Origin of the sequence: Photobacterium sp. GB-36 (assembly GCF_003026135.1) — a bacterium.
Lineage (GTDB): Bacteria > Pseudomonadota > Gammaproteobacteria > Enterobacterales > Vibrionaceae > Photobacterium.
In genome coordinates this window covers 73,313-95,589 of the sequence record NZ_PYNY01000015.1, presented here as the reverse complement: position 1 = coordinate 95,589, position 22,277 = coordinate 73,313, and the positions used below count along the sequence as shown (strand labels likewise).

Annotated in this window: 17 protein-coding genes; 7 read left to right on the top strand and 10 right to left on the bottom strand. The window is 41.7% G+C overall.

The genetic code is table 11. From position 1 onward, the window contains the following. Positions 1–425 precede the first annotated feature (425 nt). From C9J46_RS14060 to gadC, 3 genes are read right to left on the bottom strand one after another with little or no spacing between them, the layout of a single operon-like run. A complete protein-coding gene (locus tag C9J46_RS14060; protein ID WP_107287833.1) occupies positions 426–1,826 on the bottom strand; it encodes a glutamate decarboxylase in 1,401 nt (466 codons plus the stop codon). A 15-nt stretch (positions 1,827–1,841) separates the two neighbouring features. Further along, entirely contained in the window at positions 1,842–2,786 is a 945-nt protein-coding gene (gene glsA, locus C9J46_RS14055; protein ID WP_107291075.1) for a glutaminase A, read from the bottom strand. 10 nt (positions 2,787–2,796) lie between these two features. Beyond that, the gene (gene gadC, locus C9J46_RS14050; RefSeq protein ID WP_107207752.1) at positions 2,797–4,314 is read right to left on the bottom strand and encodes a putative glutamine/gamma-aminobutyrate antiporter GadC; all 1,518 of its coding nucleotides are present in this window, start codon (positions 4,312–4,314) and stop codon (positions 2,797–2,799) included. Positions 4,315–4,631: 317 nt separating this feature from the next. On the opposite strand from gadC, the gene C9J46_RS14045 reads away from it, so the two are divergent. Beyond that, positions 4,632–4,970: a hypothetical protein gene (locus tag C9J46_RS14045; RefSeq protein ID WP_107207751.1), complete on the top strand. Its 339-nt coding sequence runs from the start codon at positions 4,632–4,634 to the stop codon at positions 4,968–4,970. Between the two features lie 78 nt (positions 4,971–5,048). Here the strand turns inward: C9J46_RS14045 and dapD are convergent, their stop codons facing one another. Both dapD and C9J46_RS14035 read right to left on the bottom strand, forming a co-directional pair. Further along, positions 5,049–6,080, bottom strand: coding sequence for a 2,3,4,5-tetrahydropyridine-2,6-dicarboxylate N-succinyltransferase (dapD, locus tag C9J46_RS14040; RefSeq protein ID WP_005371559.1), 1,032 nt, complete (start codon positions 6,078–6,080; stop codon positions 5,049–5,051). A 339-nt stretch (positions 6,081–6,419) separates the two neighbouring features. Continuing rightward, on the bottom strand, positions 6,420–6,725 hold the full coding sequence (locus tag C9J46_RS14035) for a YebG family protein (protein ID WP_107207750.1): 306 nt from the start codon (positions 6,723–6,725) through the stop codon (positions 6,420–6,422). 81 nt (positions 6,726–6,806) lie between these two features. Between C9J46_RS14035 and C9J46_RS14030 the strand changes: the two genes are divergently transcribed. Continuing rightward, the gene (locus C9J46_RS14030) at positions 6,807–7,493 is read left to right on the top strand and encodes a DNA-3-methyladenine glycosylase I (RefSeq protein ID WP_107207749.1); all 687 of its coding nucleotides are present in this window, start codon (positions 6,807–6,809) and stop codon (positions 7,491–7,493) included. A gap of 27 nt (positions 7,494–7,520) precedes the next feature. Here the strand turns inward: C9J46_RS14030 and C9J46_RS14025 are convergent, their stop codons facing one another. Next, positions 7,521–8,408, bottom strand: coding sequence for a LysR substrate-binding domain-containing protein (locus C9J46_RS14025; protein WP_107247503.1), 888 nt, complete (start codon positions 8,406–8,408; stop codon positions 7,521–7,523). A 209-nt stretch (positions 8,409–8,617) separates the two neighbouring features. Between C9J46_RS14025 and C9J46_RS14020 the strand changes: the two genes are divergently transcribed. From C9J46_RS14020 to recD, 4 genes are all read left to right on the top strand, one after another. After that, positions 8,618–9,610 carry a TDT family transporter gene (locus C9J46_RS14020; RefSeq protein ID WP_107207747.1) on the top strand — a complete coding sequence of 331 codons (993 nt, stop codon included), beginning with the start codon at positions 8,618–8,620 and terminating at the stop codon, positions 9,608–9,610. Between the two features lie 202 nt (positions 9,611–9,812). After that, on the top strand, positions 9,813–13,274 hold the full coding sequence (gene recC, locus C9J46_RS14015) for an exodeoxyribonuclease V subunit gamma (RefSeq protein ID WP_107291074.1): 3,462 nt from the start codon (positions 9,813–9,815) through the stop codon (positions 13,272–13,274). Positions 13,275–13,548: 274 nt separating this feature from the next. Beyond that, the gene (recB, locus tag C9J46_RS14010; protein ID WP_107291073.1) at positions 13,549–17,151 is read left to right on the top strand and encodes an exodeoxyribonuclease V subunit beta; all 3,603 of its coding nucleotides are present in this window, start codon (positions 13,549–13,551) and stop codon (positions 17,149–17,151) included. After that, the gene (gene recD, locus C9J46_RS14005) at positions 17,144–19,213 is read left to right on the top strand and encodes an exodeoxyribonuclease V subunit alpha (RefSeq protein WP_107291072.1); all 2,070 of its coding nucleotides are present in this window, start codon (positions 17,144–17,146) and stop codon (positions 19,211–19,213) included. The genes recB and recD overlap by 8 nt, the downstream gene beginning before the upstream one ends. 67 nt (positions 19,214–19,280) lie before the next feature. Here the strand turns inward: recD and C9J46_RS14000 are convergent, their stop codons facing one another. From C9J46_RS14000 to argA, 3 genes are all read right to left on the bottom strand, one after another. Further along, positions 19,281–19,829, bottom strand: coding sequence for a disulfide bond formation protein B (locus tag C9J46_RS14000; protein WP_005371573.1), 549 nt, complete (start codon positions 19,827–19,829; stop codon positions 19,281–19,283). Between the two features lie 13 nt (positions 19,830–19,842). Next, on the bottom strand, positions 19,843–19,998 hold the full coding sequence (locus tag C9J46_RS21820; protein ID WP_005371575.1) for a DUF5993 family protein: 156 nt from the start codon (positions 19,996–19,998) through the stop codon (positions 19,843–19,845). Positions 19,999–20,134: 136 nt separating this feature from the next. After that, positions 20,135–21,463, bottom strand: coding sequence for an amino-acid N-acetyltransferase (argA, locus tag C9J46_RS13995; protein WP_107207743.1), 1,329 nt, complete (start codon positions 21,461–21,463; stop codon positions 20,135–20,137). 170 nt (positions 21,464–21,633) lie between these two features. Here argA and C9J46_RS13990 point away from each other — a divergent pair, with 170 nt between their 5' ends. Then, on the top strand, positions 21,634–22,044 hold the full coding sequence (locus C9J46_RS13990; RefSeq protein ID WP_107291071.1) for a DUF2850 domain-containing protein: 411 nt from the start codon (positions 21,634–21,636) through the stop codon (positions 22,042–22,044). Here the strand turns inward: C9J46_RS13990 and C9J46_RS13985 are convergent. Then, the gene (locus C9J46_RS13985; protein WP_005371580.1) at positions 22,041–22,256 is read right to left on the bottom strand and encodes a hypothetical protein; all 216 of its coding nucleotides are present in this window, start codon (positions 22,254–22,256) and stop codon (positions 22,041–22,043) included. The genes C9J46_RS13990 and C9J46_RS13985 overlap by 4 nt on opposite strands. Positions 22,257–22,277: the final 21 nt, after the last annotated feature.

Sequence of the window (22,277 nt, the reverse complement as noted above, 5' to 3'; positions counted from 1 at the left end):
GATTATATATCAATAATTAAAGTTAACTTTATGATATGAGAAGTATTATTGGAATTATGTTTGGTAATATTTTTCTAGTGGTCTATTATTAATTTTTTAGTGACTGTTTTTAGTGACTGTTTTTAGTGACTGTTTTTAGTGACTGTTTTTAGTGACTGTTTTTAGTGACTGTTTTTAGTGACTGTTTTTAGTGACTGTTTTTAGTGACTGTTTTTAGGTTATTTTATGGGAGGGTTTAAATTATTTATTAAGACTCTTTTTATTTGTTTTTATCTGCAGATAAGCTGAAGGGGCGATTGAAAGGTTACTTTGATAATATTAAAGAGAATTTGGCGATTAATAATAGTAGGCGATTTTGGTTTATTAATATTAGTTAAATAAAGGCTGGAAAAACCAGCCTTTATTTAAAATAGATGTAAATATAATTAGCGACCACTATGATCAAATGTTTTTACATCTTCAGCTGCGCATTTAGCTTGTGCATGAGTATTTAGAAAATCAATTGAACGTTTAAAGTCAGCAATTAATAAGCTAGCAAGGTCTACTGTAAAGCCTTGTTTAACTAAGATACGTTGTACCACAATATCTTGCGCGTTTGCAGGCAAGCTATAAGCAGGTACTAACCAGCCTCGAGTACGTAGGCGATCCGCTAAGTCATATAAGCTAAATGAAACGTTAGCATTATTTTTTAAGCGCCATGAAATGGCTGGAATACCTTTTTCACGGTTACCGTCAAACAAGAACTCAAACAGATCAAATTTGTTTAACTCTTTAACGAGGTATTCGCACACATTGTAACTTGCATCATGAATACGTTTGTAACCTTCATAACCTAAACGTAGAAAGTTGTAGTATTGTGCAATGATTTGTCCTGCTGGACGAGAGAAATTCAAGGCGAAAGTCGGCATGTCACCACCTAAGTAGTTAACATGGAATACTAAGCCTTCAGGTAAATCTTCTTTGCTACGCCATACAACCCAGCCAACGCCTAATGGCGATAAACCAAACTTGTGGCCAGAAGTACTGATTGATTTAACCCGCTCTAAGCGGAAATCCCAAGGTTCAATTTCTGTGGCACAAAATGGAGCTAGCATTGCGCCGCTTGCGCCGTCAACGTGGATATCAATCGAGTTACCAGTGTCATGCTCGTAAGTATCTAGTGCATCAGATAACGGTTTTACTGTTTCGTATAAACCGGTGAAAGTTTGACCGAAAGTCGGTACCACCATGATAGTGTTTGCATCGACAAGTTCTAACATGTCTTCTGGGGTCATACAGTAATGACCATCAGCCATCTTTGTTTCGCGCATTTCAATGTCCCAGTAGCGGGCAAATTTTTCCCAACAAACTTGGACAGGGCCACAGACCATGTTTGGTTTATCGGTTGGTTGACCTAGTGCACGACGTTTTTCACGCCAGCGCCATAGGGCAGCCAAACCACCTAGCATACAGGCTTCACTTGAGCCTGTAGTTGAGGTACCAACGGTAGTTACTGATTCTGGTGAATTCCATAAATCCGCTAAAATATGAACACAGCGTCCTTCTATTTCAGCAGACTGAGGGTATTCATCTTTATCAATCATGTTCTTATCAATGGATAGATCCATTAATTTATGCACTTCATCTTCTTCCCATGTTTGGCAGAAGGTTGCAAGGTTTTGACGTGCATTACCATCAAGGTAAAGTTCATCACGGATCATTTGATAGATCACGTTAGGTGCTTGTTCTTGCTGTGGTAGCTTGGTAGTTGCCGCAACGTTATGAATAGTATCTGAGCCATAGATTGGATCATTACCTGTTTTACGTGTTACTTCATGAAGAGCCATAATTTTCTTCCTACCTTAGTGTTGCTTACTGTTAAACAAGTTCCAACCCATAGTTTGAACGACATGTTTGATCATTAATTGTCCGCGTACGCTATTACCAAATTGGTCGATACGAGGTGAGAATGCAGCCAGTGCACCTACGTTTGGGATAATGGTAACTAAACCACCACCAACACCGCTTTTTCCTGGTAAACCAACATCATAAGCCCAGTCTCCCGATGTGTCGTAAAGCCCTTCCATCATCATTTCTGCTAAGATATGAGAGGCATTTTCAGGGCTAACAAGCTGTTGTCCTGATATTGGGTTTTTACCGCCATTAGCATACGTAGCCCCTACTATTGCCAATTCAACAGTATTGAATAGCGTCGAACACTGACGAGTGTAAACATCACACGCTTCAAGTGGATCAGAGTAGATACGGTTTGATGATTCTAGTAACAAAGCAATTGCGCGATTATGGGCGTTGGTTGTTTGCTCTGACTGATTAACATCCTCTGAAAGCTCAATGTTTTCGCCAGCTAGCGCTGATTGAAACGCCAGAATTTTCTGCCAGCGTTGTTCTTTATCATCAGCTTCAATTAGGCTTACCGTTGCCATTGCACCTGCATTGACAAGCGGTGTTAGTGGCTTACCGTTATGGAGTTCAAGCGCCATCACTGAATTAAACGGCAAACCTGTTGGTTCAGCACCGATTTTACTGTGAATTGCATCTGCACCTGATTGTTCTAGTGCTAACCCTAATGTCATGATCTTTGAGATAGATTCAATGGCATATTTGTAGTCAACATCTTGGATTTTAATGACGTCGCCAGTAACAGAGACGAAAGCCAATCCACATAAATCTGATGGAACCGATGCTAGGAACGGGATGTAAGAAGCATTAGCGCCATCTTTGTTGTCTTTATGCAAATCAAACGCTTGTTGCATAACGGCAGCGACATCTTTTTTACAACACGACATATTCATTTCCTTACTGATTCAATGTGTGAGTAACTTTGTCTGATGGGTTAATTACACCTGGATGAACGTTTTCAATTTCCCAAGTGAATGGCGCAAAGTCTGTAATTGCTGGATCTTTCCAGTGAGGTTTACGGGCTTTGTAGATAAATAGCGGAACAGATACAAAGATGATGGTTAGCACAACTAAGATACCTACGTATTCTTGAGGGCTACCGACAGAGATCTGACCGGGTGGAATGAATGAGAAGATGAAGGCAGTTAAAGAGCCAACAAAACCTACGCCACCAACAAACCACATACCACCATTACCCCCTGGGATTTTGAATGCACGTGGGCGGTTTGGTTGGCTATAACGTAAGTGAATGGCAGCAGCAAACATTAATAGGTACATCACAAGATATAAGATCACTGTAAGCTGACTTAAGATCTGATAAGCCGCTTGTACAGAAGGAAGTACCACAAATACGACTGATAGAGCAGTAACAAGTAGACCTTGCATCAACATGATATGTGATGCCATGCCGTGTTTGTTTGTGTATTGCCAAAAACGAGGTAAGTAACCGCCTTTTGCCACCACAAGTAGCGCTGAAGAAGGACCAGCAACCCAACCAACAACCCCCGCTAGTACACCTAGAGCTAAACAACCAGCCATGACAGGCGCAGCCCAGCTAATACCAGCCCAAGCGAACATGTCATCGTAAGTAACAAGTAAGCTTTGAGTTAAGCTAATGTCTTTTTGAGGAATAACAAACGCAATAGCTAATGTACCGAGTACGAATACACATACCGTACCAAGTGCAGCAATACCGATCGCGATAGGGTAGTTACGTGGCGCATCATCAACTTCTTTAACGTGAATAGCGTTCATTTCCATACCGGCGTAGAACAAGAAGATGCTGGCAGCAAGAACAACATTATTAAAGTTAGAGAAGTCAGGAATGAGTTTATCCCAGCCTAATTGAATTTGTGGCGTATTACCGGCGAAGAAATAAGAAAAGCCTAATACAATTAATACGATACCAGGAATAACAGTACCAATTAAACCGCCCCACTTAGCGACTTTAGAGAAAGCTTCAGTACCACGTAGAGCAATGAAAGTGGCTATCCAATAAATAGCGAGAACAATGGCAAGTACGAAGAATTTATTTTCTGATAGGGCTTGGTCAAAGGTATGGTTAGGTCCCATAAAGGCAAGGGAAACAGAACCGAATGTTAGTGCTGTTGGGAACCAAACGGTCACCTCAATCCACAACATAAAAATAGCAACAAGCGCCAGTTTTGGACCAAATGCTTCACCTACCCAGCGGAAGATACCACCTTTTTCCGACCAACCTGTTGCGAGCTCTGCGGCAACCAGTGATACAGGAATAAGAAAAACAACCGCAGCAAAAATATAATAAAAGATTGAACTTAAACCATATTCCGCTTCAGCAGGAAGACCACGTAAACTCACCACGGCAACAATGTTTAACATTGCTAAGGCAAATACGCCGATCCTCCCTTTATTTATTTTGTCGTTACTAGCCATAAAAACCTACTTATATTTCCATATTTAACATGCGTGGGTTAGGTGTCCTTGTAGGCGTATAACATTTTAATAAACGTTATATGGAGACAGGTGTTACCTAATGGCAAGAAAAGTAGCATCAAGCATTTGCATTTAACATTCCTAAAAAAAATACTTTAAGTTGCAAATATTAATGTTGTTTTAATGAATAAAAAGAGTAGAAGTGGTTGTTTTTTATGCTTATCTAAATTAAATGAGCGCTTATTAGAAATAGAATAAATAAATTTACTTGATAGCATTAATCGGTCTATGAGATTCTAAGTTTAAGGATTTAATAGATGGATAATATAGTGAAATTCTTTTTTCAACGCAGTGAAACGGACTCTGAAATACGTATAGAACTGAAGACCGCCCCTTTTTATTTGTTATTAGCAATGATTGCTGGCTGGTTAGCTATTAGTTTTATTTTGAAATCTAATGAGGCTGGTTCAATCTTTTTACCGGTACTTATAGGTTTTATCATGTTGCGATTTTTTGCTTTAATTAAAGCGCAGAAAGAAGTACTAGGGGCGATGAAAGATCGTCGACTAACGACTCAAGGTAGTAAGTTTTCTTTTAATAATCCGTTTATTTATATTATTAAAAAGAAAGTAGATAACACTAAACCAGAAAAATAAGTATTAATCTTTTAAAAAAAAGCGGCTCACTAAAATAGTGAGCCGCTTTTTTTTATCGATTATCTATCGACAATAAAATTAGTTATTGCTGTGTAATTCGCTGTTTAGCTCAATCGCAGTTTTGTTGGTTAGACATTCGATTTGACCTGTCATAGAGTTACGACGGAACAGTAGATCAGGCTTACCAGCAAGATCGCGCGCTTTAACCACTTCTACAGGCTTACCGTTAGCATCAAGCATTTGTACTTTAGAGCCAGCAGTTACATATAGACCAGATTCGATAGTACAACGATCCCCCATAGGGAAACCAAGACCCGCGTTGGCACCTAGTAGGCTGTTTTCACCGATAGAAACCACTACTTTACCACCACCAGAAAGGGTACCCATGATAGATGCACCACCACCGATATCAGAGCCATCACCCACAACAACACCTGCAGAGATACGGCCTTCGACCATACTTACGCCAGTAGTACCTGCGTTAAAGTTGATGAAACCTTCGTGCATAACTGTCGTACCTTCACCCACGTGTGCGCCAAGACGTACACGAGATGTATCAGCAATACGAACACCTGTTGGTACCACGTAGTCCACCATTTTAGGGAATTTATCAACACAATCGACAGTGATCGTTTCACCGTTTAAACGGGCTTCCATTTGACGATCAGCAAGCTCAGGAAGATCAATTGGACCTTTGTTTGTCCATGCGATGTTGTGCAGTAAGCCGAAGATACCGTCAAGCACAACGCCATGAGGTTTCACTAAACGGTGCGAGATAAGTTGCAGCTTTAAGAAACCTTCAGCAACAGATGATGGAGCGAGATCTGTTTTTAGCATCACCATAACAAGCGGCTGAGAAGACAGTGTTGCTTTTGCTGCAAACTGTGCACTTACTTCATCGTCAGCATCTTCAAATGCAGAAGCGATAGCTGCACATTGTTCTGGTGTTACTTCAATCGCTTGGTTGCCGCCACGGTAGCCAACAATCGTCGCAATATCTTTTACTAATTGTTCTGATGGATGAAGCGTTGGGGTTGGGAAAAACGCTTCAATGATTTTTCCATCACGGTTTTTAGTGGCTGTACCTAGGGCAAGTGAAAAGCTAGACATGGTTACCTGTTCTCCATTACAAAAAATGTGATGTTAAATACACCTTACAGTAAGGTGGAACATCAAGATAAGCCCGAGAAATCATTTGCAACGAGCAGATAACTCCCGATTAATAAAACCATAATAAAGACACTTGGTAAGATATAGAAGAGCCGAAAGAAAAATCAGAGCAAAATGATGTTTTTTTTACGAATCTGTTGGCTTAAAAGAAGGGAATAGCCCTTTAAGATGGGACAAATTACTGGCTGATATTTGCTGTAGAATTGAGTTTTTATTGCTGAGTTATAAAAAAACCTCCAGTGAGGAGGCTTTCAACAGCGAACGGGATAATTTTAAAAATTATGCTGCGTCTTCTTGCTCTGGGGTATCAGCAACAACTTCAGGTTTTGCGACCTTCTTTTTTGCTACTGGTTTTGCTTTTTTCGCGCCTAACGCAATTAATACTTCTTCACGCTTTTGCGCTAAGAACATAGATAGTTCTTCTTGCTTGGCTTCATCTTCGAAAAGCTCACTTTCGCTAAGTAAAGTAAACATCTCGTCAGCCATATCTAGCATTTTGTCGTATGCGTCGGCTTCGGATTTAGAGGTGAAAGTCATCTTTTCTTCTCCGTTGCGCTCAACTACATATTTGACGATAACAGCCATGGTCATCCTCTCCGAAATTGATTTACTGGCTGTTTATACAGTAGCATACTAGCTTCGTCCAGTGCTAAGCGTGTTAATGTGATGACCAAAGAAAAATTTGACCAAATTTACATCAGAGCAGCAGAAAGAAAAGGGGGCGATATCGCATTAGAACAGCGATTATCACTGCCACTTAGTTGCAATGAATTAAAAGCGATCACAGATGATCGGTGGCTTGCGTGTTTAACTCAAAAAATCTTTCAGTGCGGGATTCGCTGGCAGGTTGTACGCAATAAATGGGCTGGCTTTGAAGAGGTATTTTTTGGTTTTAATATTGAAAAAATGGGTTTAATGCCTGAGGAAATGTGGGAACGTAAAGCGCAAAATCCCGAAATTATTCGTGATTTAAAGAAGGTAATGACGATCCCTGAAAACGCCAATATGATCCACCGTGCAGCAGTCGAGCATGGCTCATTTGCCAATATGGTTGCCGAGTGGCCAGAGCAAGATATCGTTGGCTTATGGTTGTACTTAAAAAAACATGGCAAACGTCTAGGCGGCAAAACTGGTGCTTATAGTTTACGTGCGATGGGTAAAGACAGTTTCTTGTTTACCAAAGATGTGGAAAGTTATTTGCGTCATACGGATATTGTGGATGGTGGACGAGACACATTAAAATCATGGCGAAATGCGCAACATGCGTTTAATGATTGGCAACAAGAATCTGGCCGATCATTAACTGAGATCAGCCAAATCATTGCTTACAGTGTGGGTGATAATCGTGTTTAACTGATATCTTTAAGACGAGTATGACGGTTAATCAAATGTCCATTGTTGGCTAAATTGAATAAAAGATTCTAGCAATGGACTTTGGTACTTCTCTTTATGGAAAATCAGCCAATATTGGCGGCGCATATCTAATGGCATTGGCAGTAATACAATGCGCTTTTCTTCAACTGCATGTAATGCCGCACGTTGTGAAATACAGGTGATCCCAAGTCCTGCGGAAACACTATTGATGATCGCTTCTGTAGTATTTAGCTCAAAAGCTGGCGTCCAATGCTCTAAACGTGGCGCTAAGCGATTTAAGAAAAACTCACGTGTGCCAGAGCCTGTTTCGCGCAGAACCCATTCAGAATCTTCCAGATCAGATAAGCGTAATGCTTCAATTTTTGTCAGTGGATGATTAGGATGACAAGCCACCACCATATTATCTTCGAGCCACGGCTGCACAATAAGATCTGGGTGCTGTACTTTACCTTCAACAAAGCCCACATCTAATTCAAATTCAGTGAGTTTCTGACATACTTGCGCAGTGTTAGAAATAAACAGTTTTTGGTGACGATGTTGGGTCGCTGAGCGGAAATCTCGAATTAAAAAAGGTGTTAGCTGATTGCCTACAGTATCACTTGAACCTATTTTTAGCTCACCAGCAATAACATCGTCTTGATCAAACAGTTTTTCGATAGTGTTAGAACGCGCTAACAGTTCGTCAGCCAAAGGCAGTAGTTTCTTACCTTGTTCGTTGATCAGTAAGCGGTTGTTGTTGCGATCAAACAGTTTATGATCAAGCTGCTTTTCTAGCTCAGACAATGCCATGCTCACTGCTGGCTTGGATAGAAATAACTTTTCTGCGGCTGCGGTAATGGTACGTTCTTGGGCAACGGTTACGAAAACTTTCAATTGTTTTAGCGCTATATTCATAACTATCCTTTGTTGAAAACTCATTGTGCAAGGTCGTTATTTATCATTAATGACGGTAAAATTTCGCCTTTAAAATATTGGTTAAGTTTAACTTAACATGTGGTTAAATATATTCAGATATTCTAAAACAATCAAGCTGGATATACTTAGTTACATCAAAAGAAACAGACAATTCGCTAAGAGCTATCAGATAAAGGCGGAGAGAGAACATGATTAAGACGACGAAAAGAAAAGTAGCAGGGGCGCCAACGCCTATGGCAGGTTTAGCACTCGGTATTGGTAGTGTTTTATGGTGCTGGGAAAATGGTGCCACACTTCATGGTTATGCACAAATGACAGGTGCAGTCATTGCGGCATTGATGCTACTCGTTTTAGTTGCAAAATTTATATTCCATCCAAAATTATTATGGGGTGATTTATCTCACCATGTAGTGGGTAGTGTTGTACCAACATTTGCGATGGCATTAATGGTGGTATCAAAAGCGATTGGTTTATATGTATCAGCGCAAGCAGGTGCTTACCTTTGGTTATTCGCGGTAATTTTACACGTTATTTTCTTAACACTATTTATTTACCACCGTGCATGTGACTTCCACCTTCACCACATGGTGCCAAGTTGGTTTGTACCGCCAATCGGTATTATTGTTGCTGATGTGTCGTTCCCAGGTATTGCAGAGCTACACCCATTAGCAAACGTATTGTTAATCTTTGGTATGTTGTCATACGCAGTCATGCTTCCAATGATGATTTACCGCTTTATGTTCCGTGATGAAGTGCCAGATGCTGCAAAACCAACCATTGCGATTATGGCAGCGCCTGCTAGCCTATCACTCGCAGGTTATTTAACAGTAACGGCAAACCCATCACCAGTAGTGGTTGCATTACTAGCTGGTATTGCAGTATTGATGACAGCGGTAATTTACTTAGCTTTCTTCCGTTTATTACGCTTAGAGTTCAGCCCAGGTTACGCAGCTTTTACGTTCCCAATGGCAATTGGTGCAACAGCACTATTTAAAACTGCAGCGTGGATGAAAAATTACGGCTTTGATGCTCACTATGTGGCACAAGTTCACGGTCTAGCAACCATTGAGCTTTATATCGCAACGATTATCATTGGCTATGTAGCAATTCGTTATTTAGCATTTTATCGTCCATTCGGACTTCTTAAAAATAACAGTGAACACTGTCCACAAAATGTCTGATAGCGATGGTAATACAGGCAGATGAGTTAAGATTATTTGCCTGTACTATCACTGATGTTTTGTGTGTTGCTCGATCGAAATATCGGGCTTTTTTTGTTTTAGGGCTAAGACAATATTGTTAATATTTCTGCCTGTATGTATTTACAGTGTTCAATTCATGGTAGACAATTTAGTTATTCATCACCTGCTGTGAGATACCTTAGTGTTTACCGTCTACCATTCAAATCAACTCGACTTGCTTAAATCTTTGCTGGTGGAGCTTATTAAGCTAAAGCCATTAGCTAATCCATTTGAAAAAGAACAGATTCTGGTACAAAGTCCAGGAATGTCGCAATGGTTAAAAATGGAATTAGCAAAGTCATTGGGTGTGGCTGCTAATATCGATTTTCCACTGCCAGCGACCTTTATTTGGAAGATGTTTACCCAGGTCCTCGCTGATGTACCAGAGCGCAGTGCATTTAACAAAGAAGCTATGACGTGGAAGTTAATGCAAGTGCTACCAGCACAGTTTGAGCAACCTGAATTTGAAGCGCTACAGCGGTATTTAGACGGTGATGACGACAATTTAAAGTGCTATCAGTTAGCTGAAAAAATTGCCGATATTTTTGACCAATATTTAGTGTATCGCCCTGAGTGGATCCAACAATGGGAAGCGGGGGAAGTTGTCGCTGAATTAGAAGATGAGCATCCTTGGCAGCCTATTTTATGGCAAGCACTGTATGATCAAACCTTGGCACTTGGACAATCGCCTTATCATCGTGCCAACTTGTACGAACACTTTATTGAAACGCTACAAAACTACAACGCATCACAAGGTAAAGAAGCATTAATAGCAGCAGGCTTACCGCAGCGTTTATTTGTGTTTGGTATCTCATCATTACCCCCACGTTATCTAGATGCACTTGCTGCTATTGGTGAGCATATTGATGTGCATTTAATGTTTACTAACCCTTGTCGTTATTATTGGGGAGATATTCGCGATCGTAAACACCTTGCGCGACTCGCTGCCAGTAAGCGGGTCAAACTTCATAATATCGAAGAGCAACAAGATATTGATGCCACGATTGAAGTACTAAAAGACAACGATGAAAGCCACTATGATGATGAGATGCAAAATGGCATGGTCGGTAATAGCTTATTAGCCTCTATGGGTAAGCTTGGTCGCGATAACATGTATTTGTTATCGGAGATGCAAGTTAACGAAGTGGATGCCGGTTTCGTTGATATTGAATCAGATACTTTATTACATGCCATTCAAGCTGACATCTTAAACTTGGTTGATCGCCAAGATGATACCCAATTAGATTCTAGCGAGCATAAATTCCCAATTGCTGCAGATGATAACTCACTCTCTATTCATGCATGTCATAGCCCAATGCGTGAAGTTGAAGTGCTTCACGACAAGCTGTTAGCGATGTTTGAGGCAAACCCTGATCTGAAACCACGTGATGTGATCGTGATGGTGGCTGACATCAATGCCTACAGCCCCGCCATCCAAGCGGTATTTGGTAATGCGCCGGGTAACCGTTATATTCCATTTTCGATTTCTGACCGAACCGCAGAGCAAGAAAACCCGATATTGTTGGCGTTTTTACGTTTATTAACTTTGCCTGATAGTCGCTGTCATGCTTCTGAACTGTTAGAGCTATTAGAAGTGCCTGCGGTGATGAATAAGTTTGGTTTTGATAGCCAAAGCTTTGAGAAAGTAAAACAGTGGATCGAAGAAGCGGGAGTTCGCTGGGGCTTAGATCAGCATACATCGAGCCAATTTAATCTTCCTGAGCAGATGCAAAATACTTGGCTGTTTGGTATTCAGCGCATGCTGTTAGGTTATGCCATGCCCCATAATACTGGTTTGTTTGAAGGCATTTCTGCTTACGATCAAGTACAGGGGATTGATGCGGAGTTAGCTGGGCAGTTAGCTGGCTTTATTGATTGCTTAATTAGTTACCGTGAAGTGTTAGCACAGCCACATTTGGTGACAGAGTGGGCGGATACACTTAACCAAATGCTGGATGATTTTTTCGCGGTGGAATTAGAAGGCGAACTGGTTCTTAAATCTATTCGCGATAACTTACACCGCTTGCACGAACAACTCGATGATGCGGGTTATCAAGGTGAGATCACACCAGCAGTGCTAACTCAATATTTACGCGATAAGTTATCGGGTGAGCGAGTAAGCCAACGCTTCCTTGCTGGACAAGTGAATTTTTGTACCTTAATGCCAATGCGTTCGATCCCCTTTGATGTGGTGTGCTTGCTTGGCATGAATGATGGTGCTTACCCTCGAAATATTGCCCCTGAAGGGTTTGATTTAATGAATGGTCGCACTAAAGCGGGCGATCGTTCTCGTCGTGATGATGACCGTTATCTTTTCCTTGAAGCATTATTATCAGCGCAAGAAACCTTATATATCAGCTACGTGGGTCGCTCAATTCAAGACAACGCAGAAAAAATTGCGTCTGTGCTAGTCAGTGAGCTGGTGGAATATTGTCAGCAAGGTTATTGCTTAGAGGGGGATGAATCTCTTCCTGTCGATAAATCAGCCGAAAACATTAAACAAAAACTGATTGAGCACCATCCCTTAGTGCCATTTAGTCCGAGTGCTTTTATCGGGAGTAATAGCAGTTATGCCATTGAATGGCTACCCGCTGCTGCTCGTGAAGGGCAAGCGAGCCAACCTTTCCAATTAGGTGAACTTCCTCCAGAACCGATTGCCGATGATCAACAACAAGTATTAGAGCTTGCTGAGTTGCAGCGTTTCTGGCGTTTACCGGTACGTTATTTCTTTAACCGTCGTTTGAAAGTCTACTTTGAGCCGCCAATGGGATTATTGGAAGATGATGAACCGTTTGTGCTTAATCAGCTAGAAAGCTATCACGTTAAAGATGAGCTATTAGCATTATTGCTTGATGCTCAAATGACCAATAAAGATCCGGATCAGATCTTCAGTCATTTCGCTCAAGAGCAAAAAGCAGCGGGCAAGTTACCTGTAGCGGCATTTGGTGATATTGATTTAGATGCCAGTCGTCTAGCAGTACGTGAGTTAGTGAGCCAAATTGAGCCATTAATTCATGCGCCATTAGATGATCAGGAAGTGGCAATAACACTAACGATAAATGGTCATGCCGTATTACTTCAAGGTTGGCTGAAACAGCGCTATCAATCAGGTTTAATGCGTTTTCGTAGTGGTAAAGTGCGCTCGGTAGATTTACTCGCGGCTTGGTGTGATCACTTATGTTTAGCGATTAGCCAGCCAGAATTGAACCCGAAAACACATATTATTGGTACCGATAAGCACCTTGTCATTAATGCGATCGAAGCGAGTAAAGCACAAGGTTATTTACAAGAGCTTATCGAGTTGTATTACCAAGGTTTGAATCAACCTTTAGCGTATTTTCCGAAAACAGCACATGCAGGTATTCAAGCGTGTGTTGATAAGCAAGGTAACTGGAAAGACGATGAACAAACCATCGAGAAAGCCTACAGCAAAATGGCAGATTGTTTTAACGATGGTTACTTTTTTGCAGGTGAAGGCGCGGATGAATACATCAATCGAGTATGGACACATTGGAATGATGAACTTGCACAGAATAGCTATGTGTTGGCACTGAAAGTACTTCAAGCTGCGGTATTAAATAGTGAAGAAGTAAAGCCGGAATAAGGGGTAGTGTGGCCGCCAGCAAATCATTATTAGTTGTAGGGTGCTTGCTGTACGGCCACCGGTCCAGAGGTGACCAAGTTTCTGGCGCTGATACTAACCAACCGCTGTAATACAAACCGTGAGTAAGTTCTCACAATATTAGAATATAACAAGATTTGATCGCTCAATATTCGCTTATAAGTGTTTGATCACAGTAGTGATGTGAGCAAGATCACCTTGAGCTTCAAGGGATCATTGGAGTGATCGAGTTTTACGATATGGGACAAGTAAAATCATGACGGTACAAACGCAAACCAATATTTTGCAGCCAATGGCCTTTCCATTGCATGGTACACGTTTAATTGAAGCATCTGCCGGTACGGGCAAAACATTTACTATTGCCAGTTTATACCTGCGTCTATTACTCGGTCATGGTAATGCAGAAACGCGTCATGCTGTTGAATTAACGGTTGATCAAATACTGGTGGTGACTTTTACCGAAGCGGCAACGGCAGAGCTTCGCGATCGTATTCGTGGCCGTATTCACGATGCGCGTTTAGCGTTTAGTCGTGGTGTGAGTGGCGATCCCGTTATAGCCCCGTTACTGCAAGAGTATCCCGATCATAAAGCGGCAGCCAATATTTTACTGCAAGCTGAACGTCAAATGGATGAAGCGGCTATTTATACCATCCATGGTTTTTGTCAGCGAATGTTGACTCAAAACGCGTTTGAATCAGGCTGTCGTTTCAACAATGAATTTGTCACCGATGAAAGCCAATTGAAGAACTTGGTGGTAGCGGATTACTGGCGTAGTCATTTCTATCAGTTACCACGAGCGCTTGCTTGTCAGATCCGTGATTTATGGTCATCGCCGCATGCGCTATTAAAAGATATTGGCAATAGTTTAACAGGTGTTCCCGTTAAACTTTCTGTAGCGGCTATGACGGCAAGTTTAGAGCAGTTACATCAGCAAAATATCGAACGCATTAATGAATTTAAAGCATTATGGAAACAGCACTTCGCTGATTTAGAAGCGTTAATTGCCAATTCAGACGTGAATAAACGTAGCTATACCAAAAAGAGCCTACCAACGTGGCTCGCTCAAGTGAATGAATGGGCTAATCAACCGACTGAGAATTATGATTTACCGGATAAATTAGAGAAGTTTCACCAACAGGAATTGATCACTAAAACCCCGAAAGGTGAAGCACCACAGCATGCGGTATTTGTTGCGGTTGCAGATTTACTTGATAACCCAGCGACATTACGCGATCCCTTATTAGCGCACGCGATTGAACATTGTCGTATTTTACTGGCGCAGGCAAAAGCCCATAAAGGGTGGTTATCGTTTGATGATCTCTTAACGCAGTTAGGCGCTGCGATCGATAACGATCAAGATGATCTCCTGGCAAGTAAGATCCGCAGCCAATATCCAGTTGCGATGATCGACGAATTCCAAGATACCGACCCCTTGCAGTACGGTATCTTCAGTTCGGTGTATCACGATCACCCTGAATGCGGATTGTTTATGATCGGTGATCCTAAGCAGGCGATTTATGCGTTTCGTGGGGCAGATATTTTTACTTATATTCAAGCCCGTCGTCAGGTTCAAGATCATTACACATTAGGTACCAACTGGCGTTCAACGGCAGATATGATTGCGTCGGTAAATAGCGTCTTTGATACACCTAATAGCCCGTTTATTTATGATCAAGATATTACCTTTGATCCTGTTGGTCATAGTCCGAAAGCACCAGATCGTAGCTGGTGGCTAAACGGCGAACAACAACACGCGCTCACGTTCTGGTTGCAAGATAGCCTCGATGGTAAGCCTATTACCAAGGGCGATTATGAGTCGACGATGGCAACGGCGACAGCCGCACACATTCAGCATATTTTAGAGCAGTCACAACAAGGGCAAGGCTACTTTTTAGATAAAGAAACTCAACACCCAGTGAAAGCGGGTGATATTGCGGTGTTAGTACGTACAGGACGAGAAGGTAAGTTGGTGCGTGAAGCACTGGCAAAACAAGGGATTGCCAGTGTGTATTTATCTAATCGTGATAGCGTTTTTTCCACTGCTGAAGCGGCTGATGTACAGCGATTATTACAAGCGGTACTAACACCTGATGACGATCGCGCATTGCGTGCTGCGTTGGCGTCAGGGTTGTTTTCTTTAACCGCAATAGAGCTCGATACGCTTAATAATGATGAGAATGAGTGGGAAATTGCAGTAAATAGCTTTAAGCAATACCGTCAACAATGGCTCAAGCGTGGCGTGATGCCTATGCTACGAAGCGTGATGGCGAAAAACAATATTGCTGAGCGTTTATTAGTGGAAGAAGGCGGTGAACGTCGTTTAACTGACTTACTTCATATTGGTGAATTACTGCAAGAAGCGAGTCAAACCTTAGACAGTGATTATGCGCTATTACGTTGGTTGGCTGAAAATGTAGCTGAGCCAAACGGTAATTCTGATGAGCAAATTTTGCGTTTAGAGTCCGAACGTAATTTGGTGCAGATTGTTACCATCCACAAATCAAAAGGATTGGAATACGATTTAGTCTTTATGCCGTTTGTTTGTAGCTATCGTGAAGTCGATAGTAAAGGCGAAGTGAAGTATCACGATGAAGACGATAACGTGACGATTTTAGATATTACCAAGCACGCTGATTCTATTTCTAAAGCTGATAAAGAACGCCTCGCAGAAGATTTACGTTTAATTTATGTAGCGTTAACTCGTGCAGTTTATGGCTGTTTTGTTGGTATGGCACCTGTACGTAATGGTCGCAGTAGCAAAGAGCCGACTGGATTACACAAATCAGCGATGGGGTATTTAATTCAAAATGGAGAAGAGTGCGGTGTTGCAGCACTAGAATTAGCGCTGGCTAAGTTATCTGAAGCGCAACCGACGATCACTATTGCTGAACCTCCAGTATTACCTGTCGATAAGTGGGCAGGACAAAATGAGCAAACTGAGGCGTTGAATCGTCGTGAATTTGAGCGTCAGATTGAACGTAATTGGTGGATGACCAGTTACTCCAACTTGGTGAAACAAGGCCATCAAGCGCATCATGATAGCAGTTTAGATCTTCCTGGATTTGATATCGATTCTGTGCAGAAAGAAACGCCAGAAAACAGTGAAACGGAGGTGGAATTAGAGCCTGAATACTCTATTTACACTTTCCCTCGCGGTGCGCGTCCGGGGACATTTTTACATACGGTGTTTGAAGAAATCGAGTTTACACGTCCTGTCGATAGCCCAGAAACTGTCGCTAAACTGACGGAGCTATTGCAACTTGAACATTACGAGTTAGCGTGGCTACCTGTATTACAGCAATTAATTAACGATGTTTTGCACTGTCCATTAGATGGCGAACAATTGCGATTGGCAGAAAAAACACCACAACAACGTTTAACGGAAATGGAGTTTTTACTCCCGATTGAAATGTTGCAATCACCGCTACTCAATAAAGTCATTGCTAAGCATGATTCTATTTCCGCTAAAGCTGGTGAGCTTGGCTTTAGTACGGTCAGCGGTATGCTTAAAGGTTTTATTGACTTGGTGTTTGAACATCAGGGTAAATATTACGTATTAGACTGGAAATCGAATTATCTCGGTGATGATCCACAGGTGTATCGTGGTGAGCAGTTGGTTGAAGCGATGCGCGATCACCGCTATGACTTGCAGTATCAAATCTATGCCTTAGCGCTGCAACGTTTCTTGCGTAGCCGTATTCCAAACTACGACTATGAGACTCATTTCGGTGGTGTGTATTACTTGTTCCTACGTGGCATTCAAGCTGGTAGTGACAGTGGGATTTTCCATGCGAAACCATCGCAAGCATTGTTAGAAGAACTGGATTTATTAATTGATGGAGCATTACCTCATGCTTAAACGACTTCAAGCGTTAACCAAACAAGGTGTGTTGCGTCAGCTTGATTATCAGTTCGCAAAATTTGTCGCGCATCATAGCCCCGCAGATCAAGCTGATTTAGCCGCACTTGTGGCAGCTCTTGCCAGTAATGAATTAGGTAAGGGACATGTTTGCGTAGTGCTAGATACACTTTCGCTTCAGAGTTTATTTAGTTTGCCATCACGTGTTGCAATTGAGTTGTTAGAAGGCGTGCCTGAGCCTTCACAATGGGGAGAGCTATTAAGCCATTTTGCTGTGGTATCAAGTGTGCAAACAGGCAAGGTGCAAGCGACCCCCTTAGTTATTGAACATGGTCGTTTGTACCTAAGTCGTTATTGGCAATTTGAACAAACCGTTGCCAATAAAATCCTCATGATGGCAAACAATGCAGGATCAGAGGATGTACGATTTAGTACGACTGAGCTCAACGTTATGCATCAGGCATTAGATGATTTATTTCCTGTGACTTACGGTTACTTGTATGAAGCCTTATCAACCGCGACAACAGCTGATGCACGCCAGAGATTAGTGTGTGACATGCTTGATGTGGTGAAACCAGAGCAAGTTGATTGGGCGAAAGTCGAGCATATTTTAGTCAATGCGACATCGCAAAAAGATCTTTCTCAATTAGATGGGGTGATACCACTAGATGCCTGCTTAAATTGGCAGAAAGTGGCAGCTGCAGTGGCATTGACACGTCAGTTTGCAGTGATTTCTGGCGGCCCAGGTACGGGTAAAACAACCACCGTCGCTAAATTACTTGCGGCATTAGTAATGCAAGCCGGTGATGAGCATGTACCTAATATTATGCTGGTGGCACCGACAGGTAAGGCGGCGGCACGTTTAACAGAATCGATTAGTTCTGCGGTGAAATCATTGCCCGTAGCGGCATCAGTGAAAGAGCGTATTCCGACTCAATCGAGTACGATCCACCGTTTATTGGGGGCAATTCCGGGACGCGTTGAATTTCGTCATCATAAAGATAATCCCTTACACCTTGATGTGTTAGTGGTTGATGAAGCCTCAATGGTTGATTTACCAATGATGGCACGATTGCTCGATGCGATGCCTGCTGGCGCGAAACTGATTTTATTAGGGGATAGAGATCAGTTGGCATCGGTTGAAGCGGGGGCTGTGCTCGGTGATATCTGCTCATTTGCTAATCAAGGTTATAGTGGAACGCAAGGGCAAGTGCTTAGCCAGTTGACGGGCTATGATCTTCATAGCACCTCACTCGACTTAAGTTTGGTGGCCGATTGTTTATGCATGCTACAAAAGAGTTACCGTTTCCACGCTCAATCTGGTATTGGTCAGTTAGCGAAAGCAATTAACAGCGGTCGTCCTGCGTTGGTGGAAAAAGTCTGGCAGCAAGGCTTTAAAGATATTCATCATTACGCCTTATCTTCTGACAGTTATCAGTCGATGATTAATCAAGTGACGACCTTCTACTTTGATTATTTAGATGCGATTGCCGAACAACGTGAGCCTAAATTGGTGCTAGATGCGTTTGCGAATGTGCGCTTGTTATGTGCATTGCGCGAAGGTGATTTTGGTGTTGTAGGGTTAAACTACCGGATAGAAAAAGAGTTAACTCACCGCGGTAAAATTAACCCAGGGGACGATACGTGGTATCAAGGTCGCCCAATTATGATCACCCGAAATGATCATGCCGTTGGTTTATATAACGGTGATATTGGTATCACTATGTTAGAGCCAGAAACGGACGCCGTCGATGGTGTGCGTCGTTTGAAGGTCTATTTTGAGATGCCTGATGGTACGATCCGTGGATTCTTGCCTAGTCGTATTCCAGAGCATGAAGTGGTGTATGCGATGACTATCCATAAATCACAAGGATCTGAATTTGCTGATACCGTAATGGTGTTGCCGAATGACTTTACACCGATCTTAACTCGAGAGTTGATTTATACCGGTATTACACGTGCAAAAGCGAGATTGTATCTTTACGCTCAACCAGACGTTATTCGTCGTAGTGTGCAAGTAAGAACTGAGCGGGCAAGTGGCTTATCTGAATTGTTAGTGTAAACCTGTATCTATCAATAAAAACGCCAGCATTTGTGCTGGCGTTTTTTATTGTTCGTTATTTAAGGTATTACTTAAACATGTCTAACAACCAGTAACTAACAGGGTTATCTGGACATTGGTAAGGGCCACATTCAAGGAATGTAGAAATAACATTAATTAGAACGGCCACAATCGCTAGAATACAAACAAACTTACCAAATTTGTTCATTTGATAATTTTCGCTTGTCCATTCTTTATTCCAAAGTAGGAGAAGTAGTGCGACACCGGCGATAGCCATAGCAAAGATCACAAATGCCCATGTGTAGTAGTGCATACCAAGGATCGGGCTACCAAAACCTGGTGTGCCAGGGATAACGTGTAGTGATACTTGGCGAAGCGCTGTCGCTGCACCAAATAATGCACCGACTAAGATCACACCATAATGGCGTTGCTGAGTGCCATAAACGACATTAAGCATAAAGCCGAACATTACCATAACAAAACCAAGACGCTGCAATAAACACAGTGGACAAGGTAATTCATTCCAAGCGACTTGTAATACTGAGCCCATTAATAATACAAAGGTAATACCTAATAGACCCAAGCTATTAAGAAGGGTTACATGTTTATTATTCATTAATCATTCCCCCCTATAATAAAATCGATAGTGAATCAGTGGCATGGTGATGAAACCAATACAAACCAATAATTACGGATGCGGCAAAGAATGCATATCCTACATTTTTTTTACCAATGAAAGCGCTGACCATTGCAATCAAAAGTAATAGAAATATTAAACTCATCATAAGTTGATTTAACCTGAAGTAATTTGTGTTTTTATAATGTTTGTAGCGTTATCTTAGTTGAGCATGTTTTTAGTAAAATAACTCTACACAGACAATTTTACGCTCTTAAGTCACCATTTTGTTAATTTTGTGTCAATTATTTTATTCTTGTGATGAGGATTTTTGATCTTCTTTGGTAATTATAAAGTGCTTTTTTTGCCATTGGCAGCCTATCTACATCACATTCAGAAAAGCCCTGTTCGCGGAACCAGTGTAAGCTTCGAGTGGTTAATACAAATAAGTGTTCGAGGTTTTGTTGGCGCGCTTGTAGGCATAACTCATTAAGCAGTAATACACCGCGATTATCATCCCTAAAGTCAGAATGAATCGCGACACAAGCCATTTCAGCCATTTTCTCTTCAGGAAAGGGATAAAGCGCAGCACAGCCGATAATTAAATTGTCACGCTCTACAATCGTAAATTGAGTAATTTCTTGCTCGAGTTGTTCTCGGGAGCGTCGAACTAAAATTCCGTCTTGCTCTAATGGTTGGATCAGATCCAGAATACCACCAATGTCGTTAATGTTGGCGCGTCGCACTTTTTCTGCGCTCGCCATTACAATTTGGGTACCGATACCATCAAGAGAAAAAAGCTCTTGAATTAATGCCCCATCTTCTTTGTAGCTGATCAGGTGGCTGCGAGGAACGCCAGCTCGACAAGCACTAATAGCACCACGTAAGAAACGCCCAGTACCACAGTCCTGCGCTCGCTGTGCGACAAGTTTTTGATGGATATGATCGGCTTCGTTTGGCAGTAATTCAGAGATAATTTCATTGTTATCGCCCACGACTCCTTGCTCTGAGCAGAAACCAATAAGTTTGTCGGCTTTTAAGCGGATAGCCACTTGGGTTGCGACTTCTTCAGAGGTGAGGTTAAAGCATTCTCCGGTTACTGAACTCGCGATTGGGCCGAGTAGTACAATGGAACCTTGCTCTAACTGACGTTTAATCGCATCGGTATCAATACGACGAATTTTTCCACTATGACAATAATCTACACCGTCATCGACCCCGAGAGGTTGGGCGATAATAAAATTACCACTAATGATATTAATCTGCGCGCCAGCCATTGGAGTATTATGGATCCCCATTGAAAAGCGAGCGGTGATATCTAACTGAAGTTGTCCCGCTGCTTGCTTGGCAATTTCTAATGCTCGTTCATCGGTAATACGGATCCCTTTATGATAAGGAGAATGACAATCTTGCTCTGCCAGTAATGTACTGATTTGTGGGCGAGCACCGTAGACAATAACGATTTGAATGCCTAGGCTATTAAGTAGTGCGATATCATTGACGATATTATCGAAATTGGGATCGGCAAATGCCTCTCCACCTACCATGATCACCATGGTTTTTCCAACATGCGCATTTAGGTAGGGAGCTGATTGTCTGAATCCTTTAACCAGCGGTGTACTACGTCTTTTCACTATCTGACATCCATGTACAAAAAATTTATATGGATAAAGTAAATTAATTTGTCAATTTGTACAGTATTTAAGTGATAGTATTTACAAGATGTTATGGCGGTGATCTTTAATTAACATTGCGAACAATCTGTTAGTTTAAATTGTATTAGTAGTTTTTGTGGAGGTGATAATTGGATAAAGTACAATCATCTAAAGTCAGTACTTATCATCTGATGACAAAACATTCACAAACAATTATTTTGATCTTGCTATTAGTCGCTGGTTTAGCACTCACTGGCCTGTTTGTATCTAAAGCAGCATTATCTTCTTGGCTAAAGTCCCCTTCATCTGAAGCCATATATGGCTATTGGAAAGAGCATGATGTCGCGCAATATGTGGCAGAAAGTTTTGAGATCCGCCCGCTGGGTATTTATCGTGATGGAAGGCTAGTGACGACACAGTATTGCTGGGATGGTCAAACATTGAGCTATCAATTAGGTGAACAGCATTACTCTTATCTTTATCATGATAATAACTTTATTCGTCAGCAGCCTGCACATTACATTTCTACATTTGTACGCACACCATTACTACTTAATTAGATCAGTTTTAGTAGCTCATGGATGGAACTTTGTTTGAGTGCTATTTGTCTCAAGAGATCAGCTATCTGTGGCGTACCGCCAAGACAATGCTGGATCACGTGGTTAATTTGGTGTTGAGGGACTCCTTCGCTAGTTAAATTTCTGATCCACTGGTATTCAATAGCATTGGGATCTAACAAGGTATCTTTGCCAACTTTAAGTGGTGATTGCATCTCTTTATATCCTTATGAGTG

Excerpts from the sequence above, each read along its gene's own strand:
- C9J46_RS14060 (WP_107287833.1), bottom strand. The coding sequence starts at position 1,826 with ATGGCTCTTCATGAAGTAACACGTAAAACAGGTAATGATCCAATCTAT.
- glsA (WP_107291075.1), bottom strand. The coding sequence starts at position 2,786 with ATGTCGTGTTGTAAAAAAGATGTCGCTGCCGTTATGCAACAAGCGTTT.
- gadC (WP_107207752.1), bottom strand. The coding sequence starts at position 4,314 with ATGGCTAGTAACGACAAAATAAATAAAGGGAGGATCGGCGTATTTGCC.
- C9J46_RS14045 (WP_107207751.1), top strand. The coding sequence starts at position 4,632 with ATGGATAATATAGTGAAATTCTTTTTTCAACGCAGTGAAACGGACTCT.
- dapD (WP_005371559.1), bottom strand. The coding sequence starts at position 6,080 with ATGTCTAGCTTTTCACTTGCCCTAGGTACAGCCACTAAAAACCGTGAT.
- C9J46_RS14035 (WP_107207750.1), bottom strand. The coding sequence starts at position 6,725 with ATGGCTGTTATCGTCAAATATGTAGTTGAGCGCAACGGAGAAGAAAAG.
- C9J46_RS14030 (WP_107207749.1), top strand. The coding sequence starts at position 6,807 with ATGACCAAAGAAAAATTTGACCAAATTTACATCAGAGCAGCAGAAAGA.
- C9J46_RS14025 (WP_107247503.1), bottom strand. The coding sequence starts at position 8,408 with ATGAATATAGCGCTAAAACAATTGAAAGTTTTCGTAACCGTTGCCCAA.
- C9J46_RS14020 (WP_107207747.1), top strand. The coding sequence starts at position 8,618 with ATGATTAAGACGACGAAAAGAAAAGTAGCAGGGGCGCCAACGCCTATG.
- recB (WP_107291073.1), top strand. The coding sequence starts at position 13,549 with ATGACGGTACAAACGCAAACCAATATTTTGCAGCCAATGGCCTTTCCA.
- recD (WP_107291072.1), top strand. The coding sequence starts at position 17,144 with ATGCTTAAACGACTTCAAGCGTTAACCAAACAAGGTGTGTTGCGTCAG.
- C9J46_RS14000 (WP_005371573.1), bottom strand. The coding sequence starts at position 19,829 with ATGAATAATAAACATGTAACCCTTCTTAATAGCTTGGGTCTATTAGGT.
- C9J46_RS21820 (WP_005371575.1), bottom strand. The coding sequence starts at position 19,998 with ATGATGAGTTTAATATTTCTATTACTTTTGATTGCAATGGTCAGCGCT.
- C9J46_RS13985 (WP_005371580.1), bottom strand. The coding sequence starts at position 22,256 with ATGCAATCACCACTTAAAGTTGGCAAAGATACCTTGTTAGATCCCAAT.